The organism is Myxococcaceae bacterium JPH2 (assembly GCA_016458225.1).
GTDB lineage: Bacteria > Myxococcota > Myxococcia > Myxococcales > Myxococcaceae > Citreicoccus.
On sequence record JAEMGR010000005.1, the window covers coordinates 18,101 to 30,786 of the forward strand.

General features: G+C 69.3%; 11 protein-coding genes. 5 read left to right on the forward strand and 6 right to left on the reverse strand.

Going from position 1 to position 12,686, the window contains the following annotated elements:
* Window positions 1–11 precede the first annotated feature (11 nt).
* A complete protein-coding gene (locus tag JGU66_08995) occupies window positions 12–4,394 on the forward strand; it encodes an AMP-binding protein (GenBank protein MBJ6760899.1) in 4,383 nt (1,460 codons plus the stop codon).
* A complete protein-coding gene (locus JGU66_09000; GenBank protein MBJ6760900.1) occupies window positions 4,391–5,419 on the forward strand; it encodes an NAD-dependent epimerase/dehydratase family protein in 1,029 nt (342 codons plus the stop codon). The genes JGU66_08995 and JGU66_09000 overlap by 4 nt, the downstream gene beginning before the upstream one ends.
* A gap of 4 nt (window positions 5,420–5,423) precedes the next feature.
* On the opposite strand, the gene JGU66_09005 is transcribed toward JGU66_09000, so the two are convergent.
* Both JGU66_09005 and JGU66_09010 read right to left on the reverse strand, forming a co-directional pair.
* Window positions 5,424–5,579 (reverse strand): hypothetical protein, encoded by a 156-nt coding sequence (locus JGU66_09005; protein MBJ6760901.1) that lies wholly within the window; start codon window positions 5,577–5,579, stop codon window positions 5,424–5,426.
* 2 nt (window positions 5,580–5,581) lie between these two features.
* Complete coding sequence (locus tag JGU66_09010; protein MBJ6760902.1) at window positions 5,582–6,460, reverse strand: GGDEF domain-containing protein; 879 nt, start codon at window positions 6,458–6,460, stop codon at window positions 5,582–5,584.
* A gap of 184 nt (window positions 6,461–6,644) precedes the next feature.
* Here JGU66_09010 and glgC point away from each other — a divergent pair, with 184 nt between their 5' ends.
* Together glgC and JGU66_09020 are read left to right on the forward strand one after the other, a co-directional pair.
* Window positions 6,645–7,874, forward strand: a complete 1,230-nt coding sequence (glgC, locus tag JGU66_09015) for a glucose-1-phosphate adenylyltransferase (protein MBJ6760903.1) — start codon at window positions 6,645–6,647, stop codon at window positions 7,872–7,874.
* Window positions 7,875–7,882: 8 nt separating this feature from the next.
* Entirely contained in the window at window positions 7,883–8,428 is a 546-nt protein-coding gene (locus tag JGU66_09020) for a GNAT family N-acetyltransferase (GenBank protein MBJ6760904.1), read from the forward strand.
* Here the strand turns inward: JGU66_09020 and JGU66_09025 are convergent.
* The 3 genes from JGU66_09025 to JGU66_09035 form a co-directional block, all read right to left on the reverse strand.
* Window positions 8,421–8,843: a hypothetical protein gene (locus JGU66_09025; protein MBJ6760905.1), complete on the reverse strand. Its 423-nt coding sequence runs from the start codon at window positions 8,841–8,843 to the stop codon at window positions 8,421–8,423. The two genes, JGU66_09020 and JGU66_09025, sit on opposite strands and share 8 nt — an antisense overlap.
* 152 nt (window positions 8,844–8,995) lie before the next feature.
* A complete protein-coding gene (locus JGU66_09030) occupies window positions 8,996–10,420 on the reverse strand; it encodes an RtcB family protein (GenBank protein MBJ6760906.1) in 1,425 nt (474 codons plus the stop codon).
* Between the two features lie 134 nt (window positions 10,421–10,554).
* Window positions 10,555–11,427, reverse strand: coding sequence for an SDR family NAD(P)-dependent oxidoreductase (locus tag JGU66_09035; GenBank protein MBJ6760907.1), 873 nt, complete (start codon window positions 11,425–11,427; stop codon window positions 10,555–10,557).
* Window positions 11,428–11,485: 58 nt separating this feature from the next.
* Between JGU66_09035 and JGU66_09040 the strand changes: the two genes are divergently transcribed.
* Window positions 11,486–11,887, forward strand: coding sequence for a helix-turn-helix transcriptional regulator (locus JGU66_09040; GenBank protein MBJ6760908.1), 402 nt, complete (start codon window positions 11,486–11,488; stop codon window positions 11,885–11,887).
* Here JGU66_09040 and JGU66_09045 read toward each other — a convergent pair.
* Entirely contained in the window at window positions 11,853–12,632 is a 780-nt protein-coding gene (locus JGU66_09045; protein MBJ6760909.1) for an SDR family oxidoreductase, read from the reverse strand. The two genes, JGU66_09040 and JGU66_09045, sit on opposite strands and share 35 nt — an antisense overlap.
* Between the last annotated feature and the right edge of the window lie 54 nt (window positions 12,633–12,686).

Genomic DNA, 12,686 nt, shown 5'->3' on the forward strand with positions numbered 1-12,686 from the left:
CGCGCACGGTCATGGGCTCCCCCCTTCCCGAACTCAACGTCACCGAGGCGTTCACCGGCAAGCGGCTGGTGTTCGTGGGCACCACGGGCTTCGTGGGCAAGGTCACCTTGTCCATGCTCCTGTCCCACTACGGCCAGGTGCTCGACAAGGTCTACGTCCTCGTCCGCAAGGGCAGCGCCGCGTCCGCGGAGCGCCGCTTCTTCGACAAGGTGGCTCCCAGCGAGCCCTTCCAGCCGCTGCGCGACGCCCTGGGCGACGCGGGCGCCATGGAGTTCATCCGCGCCAAGTGCGAGGTCATCGACGGTGACATCACCGACCCCTGGGTCGGCCTCACCGAGACGCAGGTGACGGAGCTGCACGGCAAGGTGCACGCCATCGTCAACTGCGCGGGCCTGGTGTCCTTCAACCCATCGTTGGAGGTGGGCCTCAACGTCAACACCCACGGCGTGAAGAACGCGGTGGAGCTGGCGCTCAAGTGGGCGGTGCCGCTCATCCACATGTCCACCGCCTTCGTGGCGGGCAACCGCGACGGGCTCGTCTTCGAGGACGAGGAAGTGCGCGGCTACTTCCCCAAGCGGGGCGAGCTGGACGGGCGCGACTTCAGCCTGGAGCAGGAGCTGGCGGACGCGGAGAAGATCGTCGCGCGGCTGCGTGAGCAGGCCGACGACCGCGCCCTCACGTCCACCTTCCGCAAGAAGGCGTTGGACCGCCTAGAGCAGGAAGGCCGCGACGCCACCGACGAGAAGACGCTGCGGCTGGCCGTGGGCCGCGAGCGCAAGCTGTGGCTGACGGGCGAGCTGGTGCGCGCCGGCATGGAGCGCGCGCAGCACTGGGGCTGGCCCAACACGTACACGTATACGAAGTCCCTGGGCGAGCAGGTGATGGCCGGCACGCCGGGCCTGCGCTACGCCATCGTGCGGCCCTCCATCGTGGAGAGCGCGGCGCACTTCCCCTTCCCCGGGTGGAACGAGGGCTTCACCACCTCCGCGCCGCTGGCCTTCGCGGGCATCAAGGGCCAGCGCGGCATCCCCGCTGGTGACCACACCATCCTGGACATCATCCCGGTGGACCAGGTGGCGGGCGCCACGTTGGGCATCACCGCGCACTCGCTCCAGGTGGAGGAGCGGCGCGTGTACCAGCTCGCCTCCGGCGACGTGAACCCGTTCTACGCGAGCCGCTCCGTGGAGCTGGTGGGCCTGTACCGCCGCCGCTTCTACCGGAACAAGGAGACGGGCAACTCGCTGATGAACGCGCTGCGCGCGCGCATCGAGCCGCAGCCGGTGAGCAAGCAGGAGTTCCAGCTGCTCAGCGCGCCCATGATGGCCAAGGGCGCTCGCTTCCTGAAGAAGTCCATCGATGAGCTGCGCCCGACGTGGGGCGCGCCCACGGTGAACGCGCTCTTGGACAAGGCGAAGGTCGCCCTGGACGACGTGGAGGAGCAGGCCACCAGCCTCACGGGCCTCATCGACCTGTTCCTCCCCTTCCTGTGGGAGAACCGGTACGTCTTCCGCTGCGACAACACCCGCTCCGTCTACGAGAACATGGTCGGCGCGGATCGCGCGCGGATTGGCTGGAGCCCGGACCGCATCGACTGGCGCGAGTACTTCCTCGGCACGCACCTGCCCGGCCTGGAGAAGTGGGTGTTCCCCGGCCTGGAGGACGAGCTGGAGAAGCGCACCGTCATCCACGCCCACCGCGACCTCCTGGAGCTGTTCGAGGCCACGGTGCACGCGTACCGCCACCGCGTGGCGTTCCGCATGGCGGCGAACGAGAAGGAGGAGCGCTTCACCTTCGGCGAGGTGCACCGCTATGCGGCGCGCGTGGGCAGCTACCTGCTCGCCCATGGCGTGAAGCACGGCGACCGCGTGCTCTTGTTGTCGGAGAACCGGCCCGAGTGGGCCATCAGCTACTTCGGCATCCTGCGCGCGGGCGCCACCGTGGTGCCGGTGGATCCGGCCCTCACGGAGGCCGAGGTCGTCAACATCGCGAAGCGCGCGCAGGCGAAGCTCTGCCTCGTGTCCGAGCAGACGGCGGCGGACTTCCCCGGCCTGTTCGCGGCGCTGGGGGATGGCGTCGCGGTGGCGAGCCTCGCCGAGGCCATGACGGGAGATCCGGCGCACCCGGATCGCATCGGGCCGGTGAAGAAGTCCGCGTCCGCGGATGACGTGGCCAGCATCATCTTCACGTCCGGCACCACGGGCACGCCCAAGGGCGTGATGCTCACGCACCGCAACTTCGCCTCGCTGGTGGCGAAGCTCGCGGGCCAGTTCAACGTGGGCGTGGGCGACGGCGTGCTGTCCGTGCTCCCGCTGCACCACACGTTCGAGTTCTCGGCGGGCCTCCTCACGCCGTTCTCGCGCGGCGCGGAAATCACGTACATCGACGAGCTGACGTCGGACCGGCTGGGCGAGGTGTTCGAGACCGGCCGCGTCACCGCGATGATTGGCGTGCCGGCGCTGTGGCAGCTCCTGCACCGGAAGATCACCCAGGAGATGGCCAGCCGCCCGCCCGTGGTGGAGCAGGCGCTCAAGGCGCTGATGGCGGCCAACGGGGAGCTGCGCAACCGCAGCTCGTTGAACCTGGGCAAGCTCTTGTTCTGGCCGGTGCACCGCAAGTTCGGCGGGCGCATGAAGGTGCTGGTGTCGGGCGGCTCGGCGCTGTCGGAGGAAGTGCACAAGGCCTTCCACGAGCTGGGCTTCACGATGCGCGAGGGCTATGGCCTCACCGAGGCCGCGCCGGTGCTGTCCGTCTCCGAGCCCGGCAACAAGCGCACGCCCGGCAGCGTGGGCAAGCCGCTGTCCGGCATCGAGGTGAAGCTGCTCAACCCGGACACCGACGGCATTGGCGAAGTCCTGGCCAAGGGCCCCAACGTAATGGCGGGCTACTTCGGGGACCGCGAGGCCACCGAGGCCGTGGTGAAGGAAGGCTGGCTGCACACCGGTGACCTGGGCCGCCTGGATGACGACGGGCGCCTGTATCTGGTGGGCCGCGCCAAGGACGTCATCGTCGACGCCAACGGCAAGAACGTCTACCCGGACGAGTTGGAGGAGCTGTACCAGGAGCACACGCACATCAAGGAGCTGTCCATCGTGGGCCTGCCCGACGAGGCCGGCGGCGAGAAGGTGGCGTGCCTGTGCGTGCCGGACTACGGCGACCGTCCGCGCGAGGAAGTGCGGCGCGAGCTGGACGAGCACTTCCGCAAGGTGAGCGGCGGCATGCCGTTCCATCGCCGCGTGAAGGTGCTGCGCTTCTGGGACGGCGAGCTGCCCCGCACCTCCACGCGCAAGGTGAAGCGCAAGCTGGTGGTGGAGGAGCTGCAGCGGTTGGACCGCATGGCGGCCAGCGCTGGCAAGGCGCGCGAGAAGGCGCAGGCGGCGACGGGCGGCGTGGCGGACTGGCTGTTCCCGCTCATCGCCGAGGTCTGCCACAAGCCGGTGGGCGACGTGAGGCCGGACGCGCAGCTCATGGGCGACCTGGGCTTCGACTCGCTCATGCTCACGGAGCTGTCCGTGGCGCTGGAGGGCGCGGGCGTGCCGCTGCCCGCGGTGGAGGACCTCACCCAGGTGCAGACGGTGGAGGACCTGCGCAAGCTGGTGGTCAGCTCCGGCCGGCGCCCGGCCAAGGAAGTGCGCGCCAAGGACATCCGCCAGGAGAACGAGCGCGCGGAGGACGTGGAGATTCCCGTCCCCGAGGCCGTGGCCACGGTGGGCCGGCAGCTGCTCGCCTTCGGGCAGAAGGTGCTCTACGGCGGCGTGTTCGACGTGAAGGTGACGGGCAAGCCCTTCATCCCGCAGAACCGCAACTTCCTCGTCATCGCCAACCACGCCAGCCACCTGGACGCGGGGCTGGTGCGCGTGGTGCTCGGCGAGCAGGGCGAGCGCGTGGTGTCGCTGGCCGCGCGCGACTACTTCTTCGACACGCCCCTCAAGCGGGCGTGGTTCGAGAACTTCACCAACCTCATCCCCATGGACCGGCAGGGCTCGCTGCGCGAGTCGCTGCGCGTGGCGGGCGAGGCGCTGCGCCAGGGCTACAACGTCCTCATCTTCCCGGAGGGCACGCGCTCTCCCACGGGTGAGCTGCTCGAGTTCAAGCCCACCCTGGGCTACCTGGCGCTGACGTACGGCGTGGACGTGCTGCCGCTCTACATCAAGGGCTCGTACGAGGCCCTGCCCAAGGGCTCCATGTTCCCCAAGGCCAAGGAGCTGGAGGTCCACGTGGGGCCGGCGCTGGACCACGCGGGCCTGAAGGCGCGCACGCTGGGCATGGCGCGCTCGGAGGGCTACCGGTACGTGACGCGCATCGCGGAAGAGGCGGTGCGGTCGCTGCGGGATGGCCGCGTGCTCAACCTGGAGCGAGTGGACTCGCGCCCGATGACGGAGGGACAGGACTCGTGAAGCTGCTGGTAACGGGAGGCACGGGGTTCCTGGGCGTTCATCTGGTGCCCAGGCTGGTGGCCGCGGGACATCAGGTGCGGCTCATCGGGCGCACGCGGCCGACAGGCCCGGCGTTCGCGGGCACGGAGTTCGTCCAGGGCGACTTGAAGGACCGAGACGCCGTGCGCCGCGCGCTGGCCGGCGTGGAGGGCGTCTATCACCTGGCGGGGCTCGTCTCCTTCCAGGCCAAGGACGCGCGCAAGATGTTCGAGCTGCACGTGGACTGCACGCGCGAGCTCTTGCGCGACGTGCGCGAGGCGGGCATCCAGCGCGTCATCCTCGGCTCCACCTCCGGCACCATCGCGGTGTCCGAGGACGAGTGCGTGCGCAACGAGGAGGACGACTACCCCATCACCGTGGTGGCGCGGTGGCCGTACTACCTCTCGAAAATCTACGAGGAGAAGCTCGCGCTGGAGTACTGCCGCAAGCACTCCATCCCGTTGGTGGTGCTCAACCCGAGCCTGCTGATGGGGCCGGGGGATGACCGGCTGTCCTCCACGTGGACGGTGGTGAAGTTCCTCAACCGCGAGATTCCGGCCATGCCGGGCGGCGGCATCTCCTTCGTGGATGTGCGCGACGCGGCCGAGGGCTTCGTCGCCGCGCTCACCCAGGGCGAGGTGTACGGCCGCCACCTGATGGGCGTGAACATGACGATGGCGGACTTCTTCCACCGGCTGGAGCGCCTCACGGGCGTGGCCGCGCCCCGGCTGAAGCTGCCCTCGGTGGTCAACGTGCTGGGCGGCCAGCTCCTGGAGCAGTGGGCGAAGCTGCGCGGCGCGAAGCCCACGTTGGATCCGCAGGAGATTGAGATCGGCGAGCACTGGTTCTACCTGGACGCCGCCAAGGCCGAGCGCGAGCTGGGCTTCCGAGCGCGCGACACGCACGAGACGCTGCTCGACACCGTCCAGTACATCTACGGGAAGATGCCGCCGCAGAGCCTGCCGGGCACCAAGGGCCGGCTGGGCGACCTGCGCGACGGCACCTGAGCCGCTACGGCGACCACCGGCGGGCCGCTTCCACCAGACGGCCCGCCGTGGGGTTGTGCTCGCGCTGGCTCCAGGCCCACGCGGCGCCCAGGAACGCCACGCCCAGCACGACGAGCAGCAGCCGCGCCATCACCGAGGGGCCTGCGCTCGACGCGGCCACGCTCACCCCACCACCCGGTTGCGGCCCGACTTCTTGGCCTTGTACAGGTTGGTGTCCGCCACCTTGATGAACGGCGTGGGCTCGTTCATGTCGCCGGACATCTCCGCGATGCCGATGGAGATGGTGACGGGGATCTCCTTGTCCTCGAAGATGAAGACCTTCTCCTCCACGAGGCGGCGGATCTTCTCCGCGAACAGGCGCGCCTTGTCCGGCCCGTCCTCGGGCATCACCACCGCGAACTCCTCGCCGCCGTAGCGCGCGAAGCACTGCTCGCGGCGCACCAGTCGCTTGATGGACTGGGCCATCTCGCGCAGCACGTAGTCCCCGGCCAGGTGCCCGTGGACGTCGTTGATGTGCTTGAAGTGGTCGATGTCGAACATCATCAACGACAGCGTGCGCTGGTACCGGTGCGAGCGGCCCATCTCCCGCTCCAGGTACTCCAGGAAGTAGCGCTTGTTGTTGATGCCCGTGAGGCCGTCCGCGATGGTCAGCGTGTAGATGGTCTCGTGGTACTGGGTCTCGATGTTGTCGCCATCGAGGAACTTGAAGATGGAGCCCCCCACCTTGATGAGGTCGCCACTGCGCAACGGGTGGGCTTGCAACACCTCCTGATCATTCAGGTAGGTGCCGTTGGTGGAGCCCAGGTCCTCCACGAACATCCGCCCCCCGCGGCCCAGGATGCGGGCGTGGCGGCGGGACACGTTGTCCAGCTCCACCACGATGTTGTTTTGTTGGTCTCGGCCAATCGTGAACTCGGCGTCCTCCAGGACGTACTTCTTCCCGAGTTCCGGTCCGTGGATCTGCACGAGGCAGCTGTCGGTGCGCTCACTGGGAACACCGAGGCTGCTGATCTTGGTGACTCGCGTTTGGTCGCCAGACATCGGCCGGCACGCTACCACGGGTGTGTCCAGGGAAGCCATGCAAGCCCGGCGCGCCTCTCATGCCTTCCTCCTCCCACATGGGTAGGGCCCACGCGGGGTCGCGGTTGGACACTCAACGAAGGTCGCCAGGGAAGCGGGCGTGCCTGTTGTCGCCCGAAAGCGCGCGGGTAACGTGCCCGCCCCTATGTCCAAGCAGCTGGCCATGATTCTGGCGGGGGGCGCGGGCACGCGCCTGGAGCCCCTCACCCGCGAACGCGCGAAGCCGGCCGTCCCATTCGGAGGGCGCTACCGCATCATCGACTTCGTCCTCTCCAACTTCGCCAACTCCGGCGTGTACCGGATGAAGGTGTTGACGCAGTACAAGAGCGACTCGCTCAACAACCACCTGTCTCGCGCGTGGCGGATGACGGCCTTCCTCGGACATTACGTGGAGGCGGTGCCGGCGCAGATGCGGACGGGGCTGGATTGGTACAAGGGCAGCGCCGACGCCATCTATCAGAACCTCAACATCATCACGGACGAGGAGCCGGACGTCATCTTCGTCTTCGGCGCGGACCATGTGTACCGCATGGACATGCGCCAGATGCTCGACTTCCACCTGGCCAAGAAGGCCGCGTGCACGGTGGCCGCCATCCCCGTGCCCATCGAGCAAGGCAGCGAGTTCGGCATCATCGACGTGGGCCCGGACGGCCGCATGCGCCAGTTCCTGGAGAAGCCCCGCACGCCGCCGCCCATGCCGGGCAACCCGAAGATGTGCCTGGCCTCCATGGGCAACTACCTCTTCACCACGGAGGTGCTGGTGCAGGAGGTGGTGCGCGACGCCGCGGACGAGTCGAGCGCGCACGACTTCGGCAAGTCCATCATCAGCGAGCTGTACAAGCGCGCGCCCGTCTACGTGTATGACTTCGCGCAGAACGAGGTGCCAGGGCAGGAAGCCAAGGAGCGCGGCTACTGGCGCGACGTGGGGAACATCGACGTCTACTTCCAGTCCAACATGGACCTGGTGGAGGTGGACCCCATCTTCAACCTCTACAACGACCGCTGGCCCATCCACACGCAGTCCCACAACTATCCGCCCGCGAAGTTCGTGTTCGCGGACCGCGCCAACAAGCGCGTGGGCCACGCCATGGACTCGCTGGTGGCGGAGGGCTGCATCATCTCCGGCGGCGAGGTGAACCGCTCGGTGCTGTCCCCCAAGGTGCGCGTCAATTCCTACTCGGAGGTGGAGGACAGCATCCTCTTCGAGAACGTCACCATCGGGCGGCGCTGCCGCATCCGCCGGGCCATCATCGACAAGAACGTGGAGATTCCGCCGGGGATGACCATTGGCTACGACCTCGCGGAGGACAAGCGGCGCTTCCACGTCACACCGGGCGGCGTGGTCGTCATCCCCAAGGGCATGAAGGTGGCCTGAGGCGCGCCGTGGGCACGTCGCGAATCCACCTGAGGCTGGCGCGCGAGGAGGACCGACGCGCGCTGTGGCGCATCCACACCCGAGCCGTGGTGCTCCGGTGCCGGGATGCCTACTCCCCTCAGGAAGTGAGCACCTGGGTGGGGCAGCTCAAGCCCGAGGGCTACCTGCTCCCGTCAGGTCACCGCACGGTGCTGGTGGCGGAGCGCGGCGAGCAGCCCGTGGGCTTCGGCCAGCTCGACGTCGTCTCCGGAGAGTTGGAAGCGCTGTACGTCACCCCGGAGGAGACGGGGCGCGGCGTGGGCACCTTGCTCTTGGGCTCACTGGAGCGGACGGCGTGGCTCGCGGGCGTGTCCGAGCTGCGCCTGGACGCGAGCCTCAACGCGGAGGGCTTCTACCAACACCGAGGCTACACGGCGCTGTGCGCGGCGCGGCGGGTGCTCACCGCCGAGGTGCGGCTGGCGTGCGTGCGGATGCACAAGCCTCGGCCTCGTGCCTCGCTCGCGCAGGAGGCGCGCGCGACAGTGCCGCGCGCGCCCGAGACGAGCCTCAGGTGAAGCAGGCCTTCACGTCGTTCTTGTTCAGCACGACGATGGCCCAGATGCCCGGGATGAGCCCCAGACAGGTGCAGGGCCCACAGCACGGAAGGCACGCGACGATGGCGGACGCCATCGCGAGCCCGTAGCTCTGAAGGTTCTTCATCTTCAGGGCCCCGAAGAAGACGAACGCGTTGAGCCCCGCCCAGAAGCCCACCGAGAGCAGTTGGAGTCCCTTTCCGAGAATGGCGCGAAGCACGCGCTCGGCCTCCGGCGTCATGTTGGGCGAGTTGCGGATGATGTCATCCACCTGGGCGGGATTCGTGGGATGCAGCAACGTCGTCAGTGCCCAGAGGATGGTGAGGCCCGAGAGCACCATGAGCAGGATGGCGGGGATGGCCACCGCGTTGCTCGCATCCAGGCGCGACGGCCCCATCTCAGGATCCACGGCCCCCCCGAAGTTGTCCGTCATGCGTCCTCCGCTGCATCCAGTGCAGGCACGCGTCGGACGAGAAGCGTCCGAGCGGCGCGCCATTCAAGATCGCGAAGGTGGGGACGCGCCAAGCAAATAGACGCGTCCCCAGGACTTCAGGCCTTGAACGTCAGCAGTGGCCGCAGCCGAGCCACCTCGCCCACGATGTCCGCCTCGACCTGCGAGGCGACCACCGGGCCAATGGGCTTGTACGCGGCGGGGGCCTCCTCCACGCGGCGCTCGGCGCGCAGCGAGATGCAGTCCACGCCCGTGAGGCCCAAGGCCGTCTCACTGTGGTCCGCCCCACCCCGCGCCATCTCGAAGCGCGAGCGCGCTCGGCCCGCTCCGTGCGACGCGGACTCGAGTGCCTGGGCATTGCCCCGCCCCACCATGAGGTAGGACGTCGCGCCCATGGAGCCCGGGATGATGACGGGCTGCTCCAGCCCCGCCGGGCACGCGCCCTTGCGCGCCAGCCAGCCTCCCTCGTGCGGCAACGTGAGGTTGTGAGGCACGTCATAGACGAGCGGTGCCTCCACCTCGCCGAACAGCTCGCGCAGCGTCTGGCGCAGCAGCTCGGCCAGGAGCAGGCGGTTGAGGAACGCGTAGTTGGCGGCGGTGGCCTCGGCCGTCAGGTACGCGGCCACCTGCGCCTCGTCCGCGAGCGGGAGGATGCCGCTGTCCGGCAAGGGCACTCCCGTGGGCCACGCGCGGCGCGCACGCTCCTGCCACGCGATGCCCACGTGGCGGCCCACGTCGCGGCTGCCCGAGTGGATCATGAACGCGAGCTGTCCCTCGCGAACACCCCACCGCCACGCGCGCACGCGGTCGTCCACGGCTTCCACGCGCTGGACCTCCACGAAGTGATTGCCCCCGCCCACCGTGGCGAGGCCCGCGTCGCGAACGATGCCCTCACGCGTGAGCGCCTCGGGTGCCCACGCGGGGTCACCACGCAGCGCGCCACCCAGGTGGACGCGCGCCAGCTCCTCGTCGAGCTGTGAGAGGTCCGCTCGACTCGCGCACCCCAGTGGCGTGTCCAGCGTCTCCACGAGCCAGCCCGGGAGCCCCTCGCGCAGGAGCGCCTCGGAGGCACGCGAGGACATGGCCACGTCCCGCGTCCCGAAGAAGTAGTGCCCCTTCATGCGCTCCACGAACGCGTCGCGCTTCGAGAGGAAGTCCTCCACGGAGACGTCCGCGACGTGCAGTCGCATGCCGCAGTTGATGTCGGTGCCCACCGCGCCCGGTACCACCAGCCCGCGCGTGTGCAGCACGGAGCCGATGGCCACGCCCGAGTCTCCGGGATGGAAGTCGGGTGTAGCGCGCACGCGCAGCACTTCGCCCCCGCCGGGATGCTTGAGGGCAGCGAGCTGCGCGAGTTGCTTGAAGGCCTTGCCCTCGACGGGCAGGTCAGGAGGAAGAAGCACCTCGGCGGGAGGCGCGTGCGCATCGCCGAGAAGACGGACGGAATAGAGGTGACCGTCATAGGTCACCTCGAGCCCCTCGCGGGCGAGCGCCCGGAGAAGCCGACGGAGATTCGGCTGCATGACCCTGCTCAGGATTGACCCCGATGCCCGCGGACGGGCTTCGGGGGGACGTGGCGAATGAGAAGGAGGACCTCGGGTCAGCAGCCGCGGTCGCCGGACGGCGCGAGGCCGTCGTCGGCGCGCAGGGACGCAGCTCAGTCAGGAGTCTGACGCGAGGGCTTCGTCCACGGAGCACCCAGCAGCTCCCGGTAGGAGGGCGGCTGCCCACCCTGGAGGTCGTGCACGCCGTAGCGTCGCCCCAGCTCGGCGCCGATGAGCGTCTGGCCCGAGAGCGTCATTCGCGCCGGGTCCCGGAACAGCGCGTGGATGACGCGGCCCGAGTACATCGGCGACTCGGGACGAAGCTCGGGAGGGAACGCGTGCGGATTGTCCTCCACGAGCCGCGCATAGCGCTCCGTCGCGACGAGCCCCGGCCACAGCGACACCGCCACCACGTCATGCGGGCGCAGTTCGACGGCCATGTCCGCCGCCATCTTGTCCAACCCAGCCTTGCCCGCGCCGTAGGCCGGCCCATACAGGTAATTCACCGAGCCATACGCGGACACATTCACGATGAGCCCACCGCGTTGGCGAACCATGAAGGGCGCCGCGAGCGCGCTGGCCACGTAGTGAGAGCGCAGCCCCACGTCGAGCAGCGCCAAGACCTCGAGCGACTTCTCCCAGAAGGGCTCGGGCGAGAAGAGAGACTCAGGCAAGGCCGTGGCGTTGTTCACCAGGATGTCGAGCCGACCGGACTCCTCCCCCACCCGCGCGAACAGCGCGCGAACCTGGGCGTCGTCGGCGTGGTCGCAGCCCACGGCGATGCCCCGCCCTCCCGCGGCGGTGACCGCATCGGCGGTCTCTTGGAGGGTTCCGCGGAGCGAGGCGCCTCCCGTGTGGCGCAGGCGCCCCGTGACATAGACCGTAGCCCCCTCGGCTCCGAGCGCGAGGGCCACGCCCTTCCCGATTCCTCGACTGGCTCCCGTGACGACCGCGACGAGGGCTTCCGACGATGCGTGTGCGTTCATCCCCAGGGTGTCGCGCACGCGTGCGGTGCCGGGGAAGCAGGCACGTTAAAGTAACGGCATGCCCGCGGTGTTCAAGAACCTCGCGCCGCCCGAGCAGGCGTGCCCGGTCAACCTGCTGATGTCGCTGCTGGGTGGCCCATGGACCATGTACATCCTCTGGACGCTGCTCGATGAAGGCCCTCAGCGCTTCGGCGCGCTGAAGCGCCGAGTCTCGGGCATCTCCGCGCGCGTGCTGACCGAGCGGCTGCGGAGGCTGGAGGCAGAGGGCTTCGTGCACCGCCTCGTGGAGGACGTCGTCCCTCCCGAGGTGACGTACGCCCCCACCGAGCGACTGCACCGACTGCGCGACGCCATCGCCCGCCTGCGCGAAGTCGCCACCGAGTGGCACGCGGACTCGGGCCGCCCCCGCCGTCACGCGCCCCGGCTCACACCACGGGAGACAGCCCCCCGTCCACGTTGAGCGCCACACCGCTGATGTAGCTGGCCCGCGCGGACAGCAGGAAGGCCACCACGTCCGCGAACTCCTCCGAGCGCCCGAGCCGCCCCAACGGCACGCCCGCCTCGCGCGCCTTCTCCGTGCCGAACACCGCGAGGGGCTGACCCGCCTTCTGCGCGCGTCGCTCCCACTGCGCGCTGGCGATCATCCCCACCAGCACCGCGTTCACGCGAACGCCCTGCGCGCCCAGCTCCTTGGACAGCACCTTGGTCAACGACATGCCCGCCGCGCGAGTGACCGACGACGGCGCGCTGTGCTGGCCGGGCGCCTTCGCCTTGATGGACAGCACGTTGACGATGGCCCCGCCACCCGCGGCTTCCAGATGAGGAAGGACCGCGCGCGCGGCGCGGCTCGCACCGAACAGCTTGAGCTGGAGATCCGCCTCCCACTCCGCGTCGCTCACCGCCACGAAGGGCTTCGCTTCGGCCGTCCCCGCGTTGTTCACCAGACCGTCCACGCGGCCCCAGCGCGCGTGCGCGGCGTCCACGAAGCGCGCGAGGTCCTCGGCGCGCGACACATCTGCGGGGACCGCCAGCACGTCTCCGCCCTCGGCGCGCAGCGCGGCGGCCGTGGCCTCCAGCCGCTCGACACCTCGGGCACAGAGCGCCACCTTCGCGCCCTCTTGGACGAGCCGGCGGGCCGTCGCCGCGCCCAGCCCGTCCGAGCCACCCGTCACCAACACGACTCGACCGCTCAGCTCCAGGTCCATCTCGTGTCCCTCCCGGCGGGGCCGGGGTGCGCGCTCCAGAACGAAGCGCCCCAC